The organism is Pseudomonas sp. NPDC089547, assembly GCF_050280665.1.
In the GTDB taxonomy this organism is placed as follows: Bacteria; Pseudomonadota; Gammaproteobacteria; order Pseudomonadales; family Pseudomonadaceae; genus Aquipseudomonas.
Map to the genome: position 1 here is coordinate 152,518 of NZ_JBNNVS010000006.1, position 16,528 is coordinate 169,045.

General features: G+C 61.7%; 13 protein-coding genes. 8 read left to right on the forward strand and 5 right to left on the reverse strand.

Annotated elements, in window-relative coordinates:
- Position 1 precedes the first annotated feature (1 nt).
- The 4 genes from ACQKPZ_RS06615 to ACQKPZ_RS06630 are packed head-to-tail and all read left to right on the forward strand — an operon-like array spanning position 2 to position 3,783.
- Complete coding sequence (locus ACQKPZ_RS06615; protein ID WP_427536310.1) at positions 2-1,249, forward strand: NAD(P)/FAD-dependent oxidoreductase; 1,248 nt, start codon at positions 2-4, stop codon at positions 1,247-1,249.
- The gene (locus ACQKPZ_RS06620) at positions 1,246-2,058 is read left to right on the forward strand and encodes a DUF1365 domain-containing protein (RefSeq protein WP_427536312.1); all 813 of its coding nucleotides are present in this window, start codon (positions 1,246-1,248) and stop codon (positions 2,056-2,058) included. The genes ACQKPZ_RS06615 and ACQKPZ_RS06620 overlap by 4 nt, the downstream gene beginning before the upstream one ends.
- Positions 2,033-3,292, forward strand: coding sequence for a class I SAM-dependent methyltransferase (locus ACQKPZ_RS06625; protein ID WP_427536314.1), 1,260 nt, complete (start codon positions 2,033-2,035; stop codon positions 3,290-3,292). The genes ACQKPZ_RS06620 and ACQKPZ_RS06625 overlap by 26 nt, the downstream gene beginning before the upstream one ends.
- Before the next feature lie 2 nt (positions 3,293-3,294).
- The gene (locus ACQKPZ_RS06630; RefSeq protein ID WP_427536316.1) at positions 3,295-3,783 is read left to right on the forward strand and encodes a DUF2878 domain-containing protein; all 489 of its coding nucleotides are present in this window, start codon (positions 3,295-3,297) and stop codon (positions 3,781-3,783) included.
- Positions 3,784-3,790: 7 nt separating this feature from the next.
- Here the strand turns inward: ACQKPZ_RS06630 and ACQKPZ_RS06635 are convergent, their stop codons facing one another.
- On the reverse strand, positions 3,791-4,675 hold the full coding sequence (locus ACQKPZ_RS06635) for a LysR family transcriptional regulator (protein ID WP_427536318.1): 885 nt from the start codon (positions 4,673-4,675) through the stop codon (positions 3,791-3,793).
- 146 nt (positions 4,676-4,821) lie between these two features.
- On the opposite strand from ACQKPZ_RS06635, the gene ACQKPZ_RS06640 reads away from it, so the two are divergent.
- Together ACQKPZ_RS06640 and ACQKPZ_RS06645 are read left to right on the forward strand one after the other, a co-directional pair.
- Positions 4,822-5,841, forward strand: a complete 1,020-nt coding sequence (locus ACQKPZ_RS06640) for an alpha/beta hydrolase (protein ID WP_427536320.1) — start codon at positions 4,822-4,824, stop codon at positions 5,839-5,841.
- Positions 5,842-5,895: 54 nt separating this feature from the next.
- On the forward strand, positions 5,896-6,618 hold the full coding sequence (locus tag ACQKPZ_RS06645) for a pirin family protein (protein WP_427536322.1): 723 nt from the start codon (positions 5,896-5,898) through the stop codon (positions 6,616-6,618).
- 209 nt (positions 6,619-6,827) lie between these two features.
- Here ACQKPZ_RS06645 and ACQKPZ_RS06650 read toward each other — a convergent pair whose 3' ends face one another.
- Positions 6,828-9,299, reverse strand: coding sequence for a hypothetical protein (locus ACQKPZ_RS06650; RefSeq protein WP_427536324.1), 2,472 nt, complete (start codon positions 9,297-9,299; stop codon positions 6,828-6,830).
- A 232-nt stretch (positions 9,300-9,531) separates the two neighbouring features.
- On the opposite strand from ACQKPZ_RS06650, the gene ACQKPZ_RS06655 reads away from it, so the two are divergent.
- Complete coding sequence (locus tag ACQKPZ_RS06655) at positions 9,532-10,287, forward strand: SDR family NAD(P)-dependent oxidoreductase (protein ID WP_427536325.1); 756 nt, start codon at positions 9,532-9,534, stop codon at positions 10,285-10,287.
- Positions 10,288-10,331: 44 nt separating this feature from the next.
- On the opposite strand, the gene ACQKPZ_RS06660 is transcribed toward ACQKPZ_RS06655, so the two are convergent.
- The 3 genes from ACQKPZ_RS06660 to ACQKPZ_RS06670 all read right to left on the reverse strand — a co-directional run bounded on the left by ACQKPZ_RS06660 (position 10,332) and on the right by ACQKPZ_RS06670 (position 15,363).
- Complete coding sequence (locus ACQKPZ_RS06660) at positions 10,332-12,440, reverse strand: TonB-dependent receptor family protein (RefSeq protein WP_427536326.1); 2,109 nt, start codon at positions 12,438-12,440, stop codon at positions 10,332-10,334.
- Positions 12,441-12,601: 161 nt separating this feature from the next.
- The gene (locus tag ACQKPZ_RS06665; protein ID WP_427536328.1) at positions 12,602-14,065 is read right to left on the reverse strand and encodes an amino acid racemase; all 1,464 of its coding nucleotides are present in this window, start codon (positions 14,063-14,065) and stop codon (positions 12,602-12,604) included.
- An 11-nt stretch (positions 14,066-14,076) separates the two neighbouring features.
- Positions 14,077-15,363 (reverse strand): dicarboxylate/amino acid:cation symporter, encoded by a 1,287-nt coding sequence (locus ACQKPZ_RS06670; protein ID WP_427536329.1) that lies wholly within the window; start codon positions 15,361-15,363, stop codon positions 14,077-14,079.
- A gap of 228 nt (positions 15,364-15,591) precedes the next feature.
- On the opposite strand from ACQKPZ_RS06670, the gene ACQKPZ_RS06675 reads away from it, so the two are divergent.
- Positions 15,592-16,509 (forward strand): LysR substrate-binding domain-containing protein, encoded by a 918-nt coding sequence (locus ACQKPZ_RS06675; RefSeq protein ID WP_391136494.1) that lies wholly within the window; start codon positions 15,592-15,594, stop codon positions 16,507-16,509.
- Positions 16,510-16,528 lie beyond the last annotated feature (19 nt).

Sequence of the window (16,528 nt, forward strand, 5' to 3'; positions counted from 1 at the left end):
TATGCGCATAGCCATCATCGGTACGGGTATCGCCGGCCTCACCTGCGCCCACCTGCTTGCGCGTCGCCATGAGGTCAGCGTGTTCGAGGCCGCGGACCGGGTCGGCGGACATACCCATACCGTCGACGTGCAATGGCAGGACCAGCACTACGCAGTCGATACCGGTTTCATCGTGTTCAACGACTGGACATACCCCCAATTCATCCGCCTGCTCAAGCACCTGGGCGTGGCCTCGCGGCCAACCGAAATGAGCTTTTCGGTGCATGACCCGCGCACAGGCTTCGAGTACAACGGTCACGACCTGGACACCCTGTTTGCCCAGCGGCGCAACCTGCTGTCTGCCGGTTTCTGGAGGATGTTGCGCGACGTGCTGCGCTTCAATCGCCAGGCTCCAGCCGACCTGGGCCAGCAACGCATCGACAGTGCGACTACCCTCGGTAGCTACCTGCACGCCCAGGGTTATGGACGGCGTTTCATCGATCATTACATCGTGCCCATGGGGTCAGCCATCTGGTCGATGTCGCCGGCCGACATGCTGAACTTCCCCTTGCAGTTCTTCGTGCGTTTCTGCCAGAACCACGGCCTGCTGTCGGTCAATCATCGCCCGCAATGGCGCGTGATCGAGGGTGGCTCGCGTGCATACCTCAAGCCCCTGTGCCAGCCTTTTGCCCAGCGCATACGCTTGGGCAGCCCGGTGCAGCAGGTATCGCGGGACGAGGGTGGTGTGGCAGTCACCTGGCCAGGCGGCAGCGAACGCTTCGACAAGGTAGTGTTCGCCTGCCACAGCGACCAGGCCCTGGCCCTGCTGGCAGCGCCCAGCGAACAGGAGCGCGCCATACTCGGCGCCATTCGCTATGCCAGCAACGACGTGGTGCTGCACACCGACACACGCTTGCTGCCGCAGCGGCGCAAGGCCTGGGCCGCCTGGAACTACCGGCTGGGCGACAACGCGCAGGCGCCCGCCGCACTCACCTACAACATGAACATTCTCCAGGGCATCGAGGCGCCGACCACGTTTTGCGTAAGCCTCAACCAGACCGCCCTGGTGGACCCGCACCAGATAATCGCCCGTTTCGACTATGCACACCCTCAATACAGCCTGGCCGCCATGGCGGCACAGGCCCGTCACGGCGAACTGCAAGGGCCGTTGCACAGCTACTACTGCGGTGCTTATTGGGCCAACGGTTTTCACGAAGACGGCGTGCTCAGCGCGCTGAACGTGGCCCGCCATTTTGGAGAGCAGCTGTGAACAGCAGCCTGTGCCAGGGCTGGGTCAGCCACCGGCGCGTGTGCCCAAGGCCCCATGCATTTCGCTACCGGGTTGGCATGTTCTACCTGGACCTGAACGAACAACAGCAGTTGCGCAACCTGAGCCGCTGGCTTGGGCCATCGCGGCTAGCGCCTTTGTGCTGGCGTGAAACCGACTACCTGCCGGCGCTGACGCGCCAAGGCAAATCACTGGCCGACGCTGCCCGGCTGCTGGTCGGCCAAGCCATCGGCCAGCGTCCCGAAGGTGCCGTGCACCTGCTTACCCAACCACGCTGTTGGGGGTTGTCCTTCAACCCGGTGAGCACGTACTTCTGCCATGACCGGCAGGGCCAACTCGCGGCCGTGCTGCTGGAAGTGCGCAATACCCCATGGCGTGAACGCTTCCATTATGTGCTGCCCGTGAACGGTGACCTGACCCGGCCATTTACCGTGGCCAAGGCGTTCCATGTTTCGCCGTTCATGCCGCTGGACATGGACTATCACCTGCGTTTCGCCCTCGATGCCCAGCGGGTGCATATCCACATGGAGAACTGGCGCGCCGGGCACAAGGTGTTCGAAGCCGACCTGGCACTCCAACGCCAACCGTTGGACCGCGCCGCCTTGCAGCGGCACATCCTTACGTTCCCCTGGATGAGCCTGCGCACCCTCACTGGCATCTATTGGCAGGCCTTGCGCCTGCTGCTCAAACGCACGCCCGTGCACGACCACATCACCAGCCAGCACGACCTGGCACTCGGCCAACCCACCGTTGAGGAGCCCGACCATGCCCGAACCGACCCTGAGCGTTAGCAAATCGGCAAGCATTGCCCCTCTGCTCGGCGGCCTGGCCAAGCGCGCCGTACTCGCACAATTGCGCCAGCTGCGCCATGGCAACCTGCGCCTGATCAGCCAAGGCCAGCAGTGGTCCTTCGGCGACGTTGCCAGCCGGCTTTACGCCGAAGTGGAAGTGATTGACGAGGCAGCTTGGGGCCTGGTTGCAGGCAATGGCTCGATTGGTGCCGGGGAAGGCTATATCCACGGTTACTGGCGCAGCCCGGACCTTGCTGCGGTCACCCGCTTGTTCGTGGCCAACCTGGATGTGCTGGATGCCATGGAGGGTGGCCTGGCACGCCTGGCACGGCCGGCACTGCGCTTGCTGCACCGTTTCAACCGCAACAGCAGGCGTGGTGCGCGGCGCAACATCCTGGCCCATTACGACCTGGGCAACGCGCTGTTCGAGCGCCTGCTCGACCCCACCATGATGTACTCCGCCGCGCAGTTCGACAGCCCTTTGCAAACACTTGAACAGGCCCAGAACCAAAAGCTGCGGCGCATCTGCGAAAAGCTCGAACTCATGCCCCACGACCACTTGCTGGAGATCGGCAGCGGCTGGGGCAGCCTGGCCATCCACGCCGCCCAGCAGCATGGCTGCCGGGTTACCACCACCACCCTTTCGGCAGCGCAGCACGCCCACACCCTGCAACGGGTAAAGGCATTGGGCCTGGAACAGCGCATCACGGTGCTGCTTGAGGACTACCGCGACCTGCGCGGGCGCTTCGACAAGCTGGTGTCGATCGAGATGATCGAAGCCGTCGGTCACCGCTACCTGCCCACGTACTTTCGCCAGTGCGCCGCGCTGCTCAAGGATGACGGCCTGATGCTGGTGCAAGCCATTACCATCCGCGACCAGCGCTACGCCCAGGCAAGGCGCTCGGTGGATTTCATCCAGCGCTACATCTTCCCCGGTGGCGCCTTGCCCTCACTGAGCGTGCTGCTGGATACCGCCAGCCGTCAGACCGGGTTGAACCTGGTGCACCTTGAGGATTTTGGCCAGGACTACGCACGCACCCTGGGCCATTGGCGCGACAACTTGCACCTGGCGCGTGCGGAGTTAATGGCACTGGGGTATGACGATACCTTCCAGCGCTTGTGGGAGTTCTACCTGTGTTATTGCCAGGGTGGGTTCGAAGAACGAACCATCGGCGTGGCGCAACTGCTCTGGGCCGCACCGCAGGCGCGCAAGGCACCGCTGCCGGGCCGCTGAGCGTGAGGCGCAGGTGGCTGATTGGCAACGCACTGTGGCTGCAAGCTGGCTGGTGGGCCTGCGTACTTGGCGCACGCCAGCCCTGGCTGCTGCTGGCGGCGATGGCTGGCGTGCTGGTACACCTGCGCTTGTGCCCGCACCCCCGCAGTGAGATGCGCGTCCTGCTTGGCGTGGCGATTGCCGGTTGCCTGCTCGACAGCCTGCTGGGCATGCTGGGTGTGTTCCACTTCGAACACTGGCCCTTGCCGCCTTGGTTGGCACTGCTATGGGTGGTACTGGCCAGCGGGCTGCGCCACAGCCTGGCATGGGCCGGGCGACCGCTGTGGCGCGCCGTGCTGCTGGGCATGCTGGGCGGCCCGTTGGCTTACCTGGCCGGGGCACGCGTGGCTGGCATCGAGTTGCCTATGGGGCCGCTGCGCACCGCACTGGTTCTGGCGCCGGTCTGGGCGCTTGCGCTGCCGCTGGCATTGCGCTTCGCGGCCAGGGGCTAACGCAGGTCTATAGCTGCACCAGGCGCTCGCGCAGGAACTCGACAAACCCCTGCACCGGCCGCGCCACCTGCCGATGTTGCGGGTACACCGCCGACAACTGCAACGCTGGCGGCGTCCAGTCTTCCAGTACAGTGACCAGCCGCCCATCTGCCAAGGCCTGGCCAACGATAAAGGTCGGCAGGTAGGTTACACCCATCCCGGCAATCGCTGCGTCCCGCAGCAACTCGCCGTTGTTGGCGCGCATACGCCCGGTTACCTGAATAGCCTGTGCCTTGCCGCCCTGGCGGAACTGCCACTGCACCTGCCGCGAATGCCCATAAGGCAAGCAGTCATGCCCGGCCAGCTCATCCGGCTGTACCGGTGTTCCTCGCGCCTGCAAGTAAGCCGCACTCGCGCAATACACCCGCTCGACACTGGCAATACGCCGCGCAATCAGGCTTGAGTCCTCCAGCGCGCCAATCCGCAGCGCAAGGTCATAGCCCTCGCCGATCAGGTCCACAGCGCGGTCGCTCAGGTCCACCTCCACATCCACCTGCGGGTGCAATTGCAGGAACTCGGTCAGCAGGCAGCCCAGGTGAGACATGGCGAACGACAGGGGTGCACTCAGGCGCAAGGTGCCACGCAAGGCCTGGGCCTGGCCGCTGATGTCATGTTCCACCTGCTGCACTTCGCCCAGCAGGCGCAGGGCCGACTGGTAGTAATGCTGGCCCAGTGGCGTGGCATCCAGGCGCCGGGTGGAGCGGTTGAGCAGGCGCACACCCAGGCGCTCTTCAAGCTGCATCAGGCGCCGGCTGACCGATTGCTTGGACATGCCCAGCCGGTCGGCGGCAGCGGTGAAACTGCCGGCCTCCATCACCTGGGCGAAAATCCGCATGTCTTCGTAAGGGTTCATTGTCTCGCTCTTGGTGACAGTCAAACGCTTTATAACGGCTTTTTCCCACAAGTGCATCTCCCTAATCTACGCACAGGTCGCAGCGATGGCCCAGCAGGCCAGGCAAGACGCCCATTACCAACACTTGCATAGAAAAGGATTCGCTCATGAACATTGTCCACAAAGCCCTTACCGCCTCCCTTCTGGCCCTGTCCGTTTCCAGCGCCTTTGCCGCAGGCAGCCCAGGTGTCGAGCAACAGACCCAGGCCTTCCTCGAAGCCCTGGAGAAAGGCGGTGGCAAGCCACTGGAACAACTCAGCCCGAAAGACGCCCGCGCAGTGCTTACCGGAGCCCAGGCTTCGGTCAAGGTCGACCTCTCCGGTATCGAGGTGAAGGCACACACCATCCAGGCCAACGGCGAGTCGATCAAGCTGCAAGTGGTGCGCCCGGCCAACGTCAAGGGTGACCTGCCAGTGTTCATGTTCTTCCACGGCGGCGGCTGGGTACTCGGCGACTTCCCGACCCACCAGCGGCTGATCCGCGACCTGGTGGTCGGCTCCGGTGCGGTGGCGGTCTACGTGGACTACACCCCGTCACCTGAAGCGCACTACCCGACAGCGATCAACCAGGCGTATGCCGCCACCCGCTGGGTAGCCGAGCATGGCAAGGAAATCGGCGTGGACGGCAAGCGCCTGGCCGTGGCCGGCAACAGCGTCGGCGGCAACATGGCGGCGGTGGTTGCACTCAAGGCCAAAGAGGCCGGCACCCCTGCCCTGCGCTTCCAGTTGCTGCTGTGGCCGGTGACCGATGCCAGCTTCGAAACGGCCTCGTACAAGCAGTTTGCCGAAGGGCACTTCTTGACCACCGGGATGATGAAGTGGTTCTGGGACAACTACACCACCGATGCCAGTGCCCGGGCACAAATCTACGCCTCGCCGCTGCGGGCCAGCAGTGAACAGCTCAAGGGCCTGCCGCCAGCGCTGGTGCAGACCGCCGAATTCGATGTGCTGCGCGATGAAGGTGAAGCGTATGCCCGCAAATTGAATGCGGCCGGCGTGACCGTGACCTCGGTGCGGTACAACGGGATGATTCATGACTATGGGCTGCTCAACCCACTGAGCCAGGTGCCGGCGGTGAAGGCGGCAATGCGGCAGGCGGGCGCTGAACTCAAAGTGCACCTTCAATAACCTCATCCATCCATACGGCAGGGCCTGGCGCCCTGTCGCCCCAGGAGTACGATCATGCTTACCGTACGCAACGCCCAAGACCGCGGCCTGGCCTTCCATGGCTGGTTGAAATCCTTCCACACGTTCTCGTTCGGCCATTACCGCAACCCGGACGAGCAAGGCTTCTCCGACCTGCTGGTGATCAACGACGACCGCGTCATCGCTGGCAAGGGCTTTGGCCAACACCCGCACCGCGACATGGAAATTTTCAGCTATGTGCTTGAAGGCGCGCTGGAGCACAAGGACACGCTGGGCACCGGTTCTGTGATTCGCCCAGGTGATGTGCAACTGATGAGCGCAGGCCATGGCGTGGCCCACAGCGAGTTCAACCACAGCCACGCGCAGCCTGTGCATTTCCTGCAGATCTGGATCGTGCCCAACGTGCAAGGGGCGACACCGCGTTACCAGCAACAGCATTTCAGTGCCGAGGAGAAGCGCGGCAAGCTGCGCCTGATCATCTCGCCGGATGGCGCCGAGGGGTCGTTGCAGGTGCGGCAGAATGCGCGGGTGTATGCCGGCCTGTTCGACGGTGACGAACGCGCCACGCTGACCCTGCCGGAAAACCGCCATGCCTATGTGCATGTGGCCCGGGGCAGCGTCGAGCTCAATGGGCAAAGGTTGAATGAGGGCGATGGGGTGCGGGTGAGGCACGAGCAGGCACTGGAGCTGGCTAAGGGGGTGGATGCCGAGGTACTGGTGTTCGACCTGCGGCCCCATGAGTTGCCAGGCATGCCATAAGCAGGATCGGCCATGTTGCGGGGAGCCCGTGGCAGATTCCATTGCCCTGGCAATGGCATCAGGGTTGCCAGATGCTCGCCGCGACAGCTTCAGCACCAGTGAGATCGAGCGCCGCCCGCGCGGCGCATCGCGAACAAGCTCGCTCCTACAGTTGTTTCGAGCCAATCATTGCTGTGGGATATGCGCGCGAACACTTTGGCGCACTGGCGTCATGCTGCCAGTTCTTCCCACGCTTCCACCACTTCTTGCGGTGTATAGCTAAGCGCAGGCCGTTGGCGAACTACAGCAACCACCACCGGTTTCAGGTAGAAGTTGGCCATCGCCCGACGATTGTCCTTGGCAGCGAAGATCACTTCCAGGCTTTTGGCGTTCAATACCTGGTCAAGGTTGCTGTTGACGCTGTCAATTTCTTCCTGGGCCAGCATGAAAGCGATGGCCAGGTATTCCAGCTGGGCCTGGATGATCTGGATGATCAGCACCTTGTCGTCCTGTACAAGTTTGCCCATCAGCTTGCTGGAAACCGCTGAAGCAACAATGCCGCCGATGATGCCTCCGGCCGTTCGCCCAACCATCATGCCCACCGGCCCAAGCGGGGCCGCAACGATGCCGCCAACGATGGAACCGGCAGCCCCACCCACCACGCCAGAAGACGTGACCGCCAGGTTTTTCGCGAACTGGGCCTTCGAAATGCGCCCACGGGCCAACTTGAGCAGGTCTGGCCCGGTGGTCACGGCAATGACCGCGATCGAGCTTACAACCGTGCCGCGCAAGGCCTTGTTCAGCCCCGACTTGCTGACACCCATGCCCTTGGCGAGCAACCCACGGGTACTTGGCGCCAGCCCGGTAACATCGATCAGGGCCAGCGAACGCTGCACCACATGCAGGCGATGCAACTGCTGGGTCGCCACATAGATCGTGAGGCTGCGGCCAAAACTGCGGCCAGCCTGCACACTGGCAACCTGCAGGGCTTTACGGCGGTCGTTGGTCTTCAGGTAGAACAGCGTCGCACTGACACCAAAGCTGATACCACCGGCCACTGCCCCCACGATGACACCTTCGGCAATATCGTAGCTGATCGACTCAAAGGTGCCGAACTTGGTCACGTTGCGCGCCTGGTCGTAGGTCAGGTGGCCTTTGCGAATCAGCTTCTGCGCTTCTTTCGGGTCGGTCACCCCCGGCACTTTCCCCGCCTCGATTTTTTTCTCGAGGGTGCGTACGGCTTGAACGTACTGATCCTTGGGGACCTCGATCTGCATCGGTCGCCCCTGCGCATCATAGTACCGGTACACACCCTGCTTGCCGGCAAAGGCAGCGCCGACACTACGGGCAGCCGTGGCGCAGTACTTGGTCTGGATCATCTGCCCCTGCACTAGGCGGTCAGCACCGTTCCTGGCATTGTTGTCACCCAGCAACTGCGCATCACGGCCCATCATCCGGTCGAGGCGATGGTTGCCCCGTTCGGCGGCGATACCATGCCCCTGGCCACCTGCGGCAAACAGTTTGTGGTTGGCGTCCCAGGCACTTCCCGCCGCCATGAGAATGAAGCCGGTGGTAGCCGCATCCGCAAGAAACTCATGGTCAGGCTTTTCTCGCACGGTCAGGCAGAGCTTTTCCGTCTCGGCGCAAATGGACGAACAGAACCACTCCGTGTCGTTTGCGCTGGGCCGCAGCTCGGCCAGACCGCATGCCGTGCAGCAACTGATGTGATGAGAAACGGCGAAGGCAACCCAGAAGCGCCCATCCTTGAAGTCACGATACTGGCCAAAGGTCATTTGCCTGTCGATGAAGTCTTGCCCCGCGTCACCTTCAAAACCGAAAGCACTACGCACAAGCCCCGCCAACGTCTCTGGCTTGTGCCGGGCTTGCTTGATCAACACACCGTGCAGGGCCTTGAAGCGGTTGCGGTACCAGTCGCCCTTGAACACCCAACGCCGGCCGGCGACTTCCATCTCTCTCAACGAACCGTTGGCCACCCGCAGCGAAAGCCGCCCATTGAACAGGGTTTCGACAGCCTCATCGTCCAGCAGGCTGTCCTTGGCCAAAACCTTGAGCTTGTCGCTGACGTTCAGCGAGGTTTTCACCTCCAGAGCCAGGGCGATGGCCTTCTCCAGCTCAATGCAAGCCTTGTCCTGGCTCATGCAGTAAGCCTGTACCAACAGCGCGAGAGCCCAATAGGTGTACGCAGCCAGTTCAGCCCCTGCCCAGCCCATCGCCGTAAACAGCGCCGGCATGAACGCTGAAGCCAACACCAGGGCGAAGGTACCGTGCACGCAGCGATGGAACGTCTTGTCATGTTGCGCAAGCCAGGCGTCGGCGCCATTCCCTGCCAGGCATGCCTTGCTCTTGCGGCGCAGGCCAAACATGCAAGGGTACAACACGGCAGGCGCCAGGAACTTGAGTGCGGCAAACGTGCCAGCGTCATGGAAACCATGCCAGCCAAGTGCGCCCCAGCCCACGGCCAGCAGCAGCGTTGTAGCAGCTGTAAGCCATGCCAGCGCCGCTCGCAGCCCGGGCTTTTTCAGCAGCGCCTCCAGGGCGACACCGTAGCCAACGGGTATTCCCAGCATGACGATTCCCGCGAGCCCGAGCATGGCCTGCAGCGCCACGCCAGCAAAACGCAACAGCTTCGCCATCAGCGCCAACGCGATCACGGTGACGATAAGTCCAAGGATGATGCCCACTATCGGATGCCCCCATGACACGCAGGCAGTGAACAGAAGAACAGGCGTCCAGGCATGGGTAGAGCTCCAGGTGGTAAAAGGGCGCGAGCTTGATAGCACATAGACATCAACGAGCCAATGCCAAGCGTGTAATTCGCCACTTTTGGCGCTTACGAAGCATGCCTGTTGACATCCGGACTGCTCAGTCACTAGATTGAATGCAGCATTGCATACAACAAAACAGGAGTCGTGGATGAACAGGTTCCAGAACAAAGTGGCAATCGTGACGGGTGGTGCCGGGGGCATTGGCGCTGCCATTGCCTCCCGGCTGGCAAGCGAAGGTGCGACCGTTGTGGTCAGTGATGTCAACCTTGAAGCGGCGCAAGCTGTCGCTCAGGCCATTGAGGCAACGGGTGGCAAGGCGCTGGCCATCGCCGCCGACATTGCCTCCGGCGAGGCATGCCGTGGCTTGGTAGAGCGAGTTGCGAGCGATTACGGGCGCATCGACGTGCTGGTCAACAACGCTGGCATCAACCGCCGTGGCAACCTGTTGGCCCTGAGCGAAGAGGACTGGCACACCAGCTTCGCAGTCAACCTGGATGCCATGTTCCACCTGTGCCGTGCAGTGCTGCCGGGCATGATCGAAGCGGGCGGCGGCGCCATCGTCAACACCGCCTCGCAGTGGGGGCTGTACCCGGCCCCCGGGCACATTGCCTACAACGTGACCAAAGCGGCGGTAGCCTCGTTCACGCAGAACCTGGCGCGCGACTACGCGCCGCAGAAGATCCGGGTAAATGCCGTATGCCCGGGCGAGATTCACACGCCGATGCTGGAGGCTGGCGTGCTACGTTCCGGCCGCACTATTGCCGACCTGGATCGCATGGTGCCGTTCGGGCGCATCGGCAAGCCAGAAGAAGTGGCAGCGCTGGTGGCCTTCCTGGCGTCGGACGAAGCGGCGTTCATGTGCGGGTCGCTGGTGGAGATAACCGGGGCACAGGCAGTGGCCTGACGTGTGTTGGGGCTGCTTTGCAGCCCCAACCCTGAGCAGCCCCGCTACCGGAACTGGTACTCCAGGCCCGCCCCCGCATACCACGAGCGCCCAGGCGCCGCCTCGTAATAACGCCCGTTGCTGTCCCCGACAATCACAGAACCGACGTACTGCCGGTCAAACAGGTTGTCCAGCCGCACCAGCTGATGGAACGTCCAGGCCCCGACATGCTGCTCAAAGCGCGTACGCCAGTTGAACACGGCATACGCTGGCGCCGGCTTGGCGTTGTTGCTGTCGTCTACATACACCTTGCTGCGGTACTGCCCTTCAAGCCCCATGCTGATGGATGACACCGGCTTCCACACCAGCTCGCCGTACAGGTTGTCGAGCGGCACGCCTGGCAGCCGGTTACCACGTTCTATGGCCTGGCTGACGTCATCGGCATAGCGGGCGTCGGTGCGGGTATACACCCAAGTGGTCTGCCACTGCTCGCTCAAGTCACTCTGCAGGCTTGCCTCAAAGCCGCGCCGTACCGTGCGCCCCGCATTGCGATAGCTGGTTCGGCCACCCGTGGCACTGGCAACGACAATTTCGTCATCGGTATGAATTTCATACACCGCCGCGTTCAGGCGCGTGCGTTCGCCAAGGCGGTATTTCACACCCATTTCGTACTGCATGCTGGTGGCCGGCTTGAGGCCGAAGTTGAAACGCTCAACGTCGCCCGGCGCATAGGCCATCTCCGCTTGCGTCGGGGTTTCGAAGCCTTTGCCAACACTCACGTAGCCACGCAGGTCGGGTGTGAACGCGTACATCACAGAAAGCGAGGGGGTCGCCTGCTGGTAGGTTTTCGAACCACTGGAGTCGCCGTTGGCCAGGTAATGGTCGTCGACTCGCATTTGCATGGTGCTGTAGCGCAGCCCAAGTTCGCTGGTCCAGTTGCCGATTTCCCAATGCGCCTGCAAGTACGGGTCCAGGCTGGTGGCGGTGTCCTGCTCGTCACGGCGCAGCTCGCCCTTTACGCCCAGCTGGTCGCCGCTGAAGTTCTGGTAGCCGCGGCGGTCGTCGTTGCTCTGGTCATAGTCGGCGCCGATAGTGAAGGTGAGGTTGCCGGGCACGTCGGCAACCGGCTGGATCCAGCGCAAGGTGCCGCCGTGGAATTCACGGTCGAAGTCCACCACCCCGCCACCCCGCTGGCTGTTGGAGGCCACCGTTCTGGGAATCGACAAGTACTGCACCACGCTGCGCCGCCCGGCATACAGGTTGAACTGCAACGTGGCATCACCGAAGTAGCGCTCGTAGTTCATGCCCAGTTGCTGGTGGTCGATGCTTTTGCGGGTGTTGTAGGTTTCGGCCACGGCCGCCGTGGAACGCGGGTCATGTTTGTAGGCCTCCCAGGTTTGCCCCAGCGGGTCCTGCGTATTGTTCTGCTCCAGGCTGCTGTAGATCAGCGCCAGGCGCGAGTCTTCATCAGGCTTGAAATGGACCTTGGCGAAGGTCTGGTCACGGCGCGCGGCGCTGTGGTCGCGGTAGCCATCGGTATCCAGGCGCGAGGCATCCAATACGAAGCCGGCGGTATCGCTGCCGCCTTCGGCCGACAGGTGGTTCTTGTTGAAACCGTCGCTGCCGAAGGTGGTTTCGGCGCCCACACGGGCCGGCCCCTGCCCGTCCCGGCTGAACATCTGGATCACGCCGCCGGCGTTGCTGCCATACAGTGTCGCGGCCGGACCGCGCAGCACCTCGAGCCGGTCGGCCACATCCAGGTTGAGCGTGGCTGCCTGCCCTTGCCCGTCCGGCGTACTGGCGGGAATACCGTCGCTCAGTAGCTTGATGCCGCGCACCCCGAATGCCGAGCGGGCACCGTAGCCCCGCGAGGATATCTGCAGGTCCTGGGCATAGTTCTGGCGGTTCTGCACCACCAGCCCAGGTACTTTGGTCAGCACTTCTGACAAGTTGACGCCAAGCTGGCCATGCGTACCTTGGGACAGGTCGATGCTATCCACCGAAAAAGGCAGGTCGAACGTGCTGGTGGGCGCGTACGCGCCAGTCACCACCAGCGGCTCCATGAGCACCGCATCGGGTACATCGGTGGCGGCATGGCCAAGGGTGCTCATGCCCCCTGTCAGCAACAGGAACAGCCCGCCACGGGCAGGCAAACGAGAAGGGAATGGGTACATGCAAAACTTCCTGAACCCGGGCACGACGCATTGCGCGTGTGCCCAGGGCAACGCCACCCTGCACAGGCATGGCAGACGCAAACTATGAAATCGAAACTGCAGAACAGTGTGGAAGCGCTATTACAACAGACCCAGGCAGCCAGCGCACTGCCTGTCTGCCTTCAAGCATGCGCCAGCGCTACACATTTGCGCGCCAGGATCATCGTAGGGTCCACCAACGCGACTGCCCTGCCACTCAGGTCGAAGGCATCACAGTGGCTGAGCACCAGCGGCAGCTCCGTACATCCCAGGATCAACACCTTTGCACCGGCTTGGGCAAGGTGCTCGGCAGCAACCAGCAACTGCTCCCGGCAAAGGCCCTGCGTAAAGCCGGCCTTGATGCCGCGCGCACCGTAAATGGCCTGCATGACCAGCTTCTGGTAATCCGGCGCCGGCACGATCACCGTCAGCCCGGCGCGGCTCGCAGCCTGGTGGTAGACCTGGCTGGCTACGGTCCCTGAGGTAGCCAGCAGACCAATCGCGTTGTCGGCGCCGTAGGTGTGCTTTATCCAGGCGATCGTCTCGCTGAGCATGTTGACGATGGGGACACGCAGGTGTTCCTGAATACGCTCGACAAACGCATGAGCCGTATTGCACGGGATTGCAATAGCATTGGCCCCTGCGCTCTCCAGCCGCTTGCAGGCCGCGTACATGGCCATCGTGGGGTCCGTTTCATCATTCACCAGATTGGCCGTGCGGTCCGGTATTTGCGGGTTCTGATCCACCACCATCTTGATGTGGTCCTGGTCACGATCTGCCGGGGTACTCGCGACAACCTTGCCCAGGAAGTCCACCGTAGCCGCGGGGCCAACGCCACCCACGATACCCAGTTTGAAAGGCAGGTCACGTGGCGCACGTGTGCCTTGGGTTGCAAAAGTGGCATAGAGGTCGTTGATATCCAGTACGTCGATACCACGGCGCTGCAAGCCGCCACTTACCAGGGAGAGCTCCGTCATGCCCGGAACGATCAGGGTCGCCCCCTGGGCCTTCAGTGACAGACAGGCCTGATGGACAGCCTCCAGTGGCACCCCATCCAGATGCCCATCCTTGATGCCGCTGCCACCATACATGGCCCGCATGAGGGCATCCTGTGCCTGCGCGTCGGGGTACACCAGCGCGTACTCGTCGCCCAGTGCCCGCTCAAAAAGCCCGCAATGGCGCACGTAGTCCGAAGCAAGCACGCCAAGCGTACTGCCCGGCCCGGCAATGCGGCGAATGTGCTGCACCAGGCTTTGCATCATGTCCAGCACCGGGATACCCAACTCGTCCTGAATCTCTGCACGAAAGGTCTGGCTGGCGAAGCACGGCAGCAAGATTGCTTGCACACCGTTTTGTTCAAATGACTTGCACACTTCGAACACGTAGAACTTTCGCGCGGTCATGCTCGCGCCTGCGTCCAACGGCAGTTGCGCGCCCTTGAAGGGGTGCTGTTCGAGCAGAAAATGAAAACGCCCCTGATCCTCCAGCACTGCCCGCGACTTCACAAGTTTGTAGAACAGGTCGCCGCCCGCAAGTGACCCAAGCCCACCGACAATACCGATCTTTTGCGTAATGGGTAGTTGGGCGGATGCCTTCTTCGACTTCATGAAGCTGCTCCTCAGGCGACCGATACTGGGCGGTCGAGGGTGGACGGTCGAGCGGCGGTGTCGTCTGCAGCCTCCGGCTCGGACTTGGCAATTACTGCCGTGGCGATGCTATTGCCAACGACATTGGTAGCGGTACGTGCCATGTCGAGGAACTGATCGATGCCGATGATCAGCAGCAGGCCAGCCTCTGGCAGGTTGAACATCGGCAAGGTCGCAGCAACTACCACCACAGAAGCACGCGCAACACCTGCCATGCCTTTGCTGGTGATCATCAGGGTCAAGAGGATCAGCACCTGCTGGGTAAAGCTGAGGTCGATGTTGTACGCCTGGGCGATGAACATGATGGCGAATGCCTGGTACATCATCGAACCATCGAGGTTGAACGAATAGCCCAGCGGCAAGACAAAGCTGGACACGCGCTTCGGTGCACCAAACTTTTCAAGCGCCTCCATCGTTTTCGGGTAGGCCGCCTCGCTGCTGGCGGTAGAAAACGCCAGCAAAACCGGCTCACGAATCAGTTTGGCCAGCGAGATGACCGACGTGCCCAGGAACAGGTAACCCACACCGAACAGCACAGCCCACAGCAGCAGGATGCCGAGGTAGAACTCGACAATGAGCTTGCCGTAATCGACCAACAAACCCAGGCCTTGGGTGGTGATTGCCGAAGCGATAGCCGCGAACACCCCGATTGGCGCAAACGCCATGACATAGTCGGTGATGCGAAACATCACTTTAGAGAGTTCATCGATGCAATCCACAACTTTCGTGTGCCCGGCACGGTTGACGCCAGCCAACGCGAAACCGAAGAACAACGAGAACACCACAATCTGCAGTATTTCATTATTCGCCATTGCCTCTGCAATGCTGCGCGGAAAAACATGACTAATAAACACTTTAAGGCTGAAGTTACCGATGTCCACGGGTGCTGCAACGGCATCCGCATGTTGCGCAACTTGCAGGTTGATCCCGGCGCCGGGCTCAAACAGGTTGACCAGCGCCATACCAATGGCCAATGAAATGGCTGAAGCACACACAAACCAGCCCATGGCACGGAAGCCAATGCGACCGACCGAGCGCGAGTTCCCCATGCTTGCGATCCCGCCCACCAGCGTAGCGAACACAAGCGGCGCAATGATCATTTTAATCAAGCGCAGAAATATATCCGTGACCATGGTGAAGTAAGCAGCGATCTCATTCGCGGCTTGCTCGCTCCCTGCGAAATGATGACAGGCCCAGCCGACAATGACGCCCGCCGCAATACCCATGGCGATTCGACGCGGAAGCTTATTATTTTTCACGACAGTTTCCTCACGTGATCTTGTATTTCTTCTATTTGGCAGGATTTAGATAAAAGCAGGAACACCGGCCTCTCTGAGCGGGTGTCGGAGATGAGTCTATCGTCATGAGAAAAGGCAGTTGATGAGTAATAGGGCTGGCCCTATGCGTTTTCGGAATAGTTAGTAGCCCATGCTGTCAGCACTCATTCAAACACGCTTACACTCGGCGCCTGGTGAAGGAGACCCGAGATGCAGATCAAGTGGCTGGACGACCTCCTGGCGGTCGCCGAATGGAAGAATTTTTCGCGCGCTGCCGAGGTGCGATGCGTTACCCAGTCGGCACTCTCCCGAAGAATCCGCGCGCTGGAAGAGTGGGTGGGTGTCGAGCTGGTTGACCGAGCCACCTACCCGGTGCATCTCACCCCTGCCGGCCAGACCTTTTGCGATGAATCTCGCCAGGCGCTGGCCACGCTCATGGCGCTGAGGGCAAGTCTTCGGGACGTCAAGCGGATGCCTGGGCGCTCGATCCAGATCACCGCAGCCCATAGCCTATCCATGACCTTCCTGCCAAAGTGGCTCAGCCAGTTCCAGCAAAACAATGAGCGCTTCAATGCCCGGGTAGTAGCAGCCAACATCAATGATGCGGTCATCGCCCTGGAAGAAGGCAGCTGCGACCTGATGATTGTCTACCATCACCCGCTGACCCCCATTTCGCTGGACCCTGAGCGTTTTGCCAGCCTCACCCTGGGGCATGACGCGTTCATCCCTGTGTGCGCAGCCAACGCTCATGGCAAGCCGCTGTTCAAGCTTGCTGCACGTCACAAACCCATTCCGCATCTGGCTTACACGGCGACGACGTTTCTGGGTAAGGTCGCAGACGTGGTCATTCGCAACGCTCCTGAAATCGCTCCCTTGGAGAGGTGCTACGAGGCAGATATGGCGATGCTGCTGGTGCGCATGGCCGTGGAGGGCTACGGGGTAGCCTGGCTGCCTTATAGCGCTGTGCAGGATGAACTTGAGAGAGGGTTGCTGGTGCAAGCCGGCGGCGCCGAATGGAGCACTCGCCTGGAAATCCGCTCGTACTGCTCGCTGTTGAACCAGAACCCCACGATGAGAAGCCTGTGGAACACTCTGGATAATGCTGCACACGGACCATCCCACGCTTGAGCACAGTTTTTACCTGGCA

Bases quoted from the DNA above. Each gene is read 5' to 3' on its own strand.
- ACQKPZ_RS06615 (WP_427536310.1), top strand. From the start codon at position 2: ATGCGCATAGCCATCATCGGTACGGGTATCGCCGGCCTCACCTGCGCC.
- ACQKPZ_RS06625 (WP_427536314.1), top strand. From the start codon at position 2,033: ATGCCCGAACCGACCCTGAGCGTTAGCAAATCGGCAAGCATTGCCCCT.
- ACQKPZ_RS06635 (WP_427536318.1), bottom strand. From the start codon at position 4,675: ATGAACCCTTACGAAGACATGCGGATTTTCGCCCAGGTGATGGAGGCC.
- ACQKPZ_RS06640 (WP_427536320.1), top strand. From the start codon at position 4,822: ATGAACATTGTCCACAAAGCCCTTACCGCCTCCCTTCTGGCCCTGTCC.
- ACQKPZ_RS06645 (WP_427536322.1), top strand. From the start codon at position 5,896: ATGCTTACCGTACGCAACGCCCAAGACCGCGGCCTGGCCTTCCATGGC.
- ACQKPZ_RS06655 (WP_427536325.1), top strand. From the start codon at position 9,532: ATGAACAGGTTCCAGAACAAAGTGGCAATCGTGACGGGTGGTGCCGGG.
- ACQKPZ_RS06660 (WP_427536326.1), bottom strand. From the start codon at position 12,440: ATGTACCCATTCCCTTCTCGTTTGCCTGCCCGTGGCGGGCTGTTCCTG.
- ACQKPZ_RS06665 (WP_427536328.1), bottom strand. From the start codon at position 14,065: ATGAAGTCGAAGAAGGCATCCGCCCAACTACCCATTACGCAAAAGATC.
- ACQKPZ_RS06675 (WP_391136494.1), top strand. From the start codon at position 15,592: ATGCAGATCAAGTGGCTGGACGACCTCCTGGCGGTCGCCGAATGGAAG.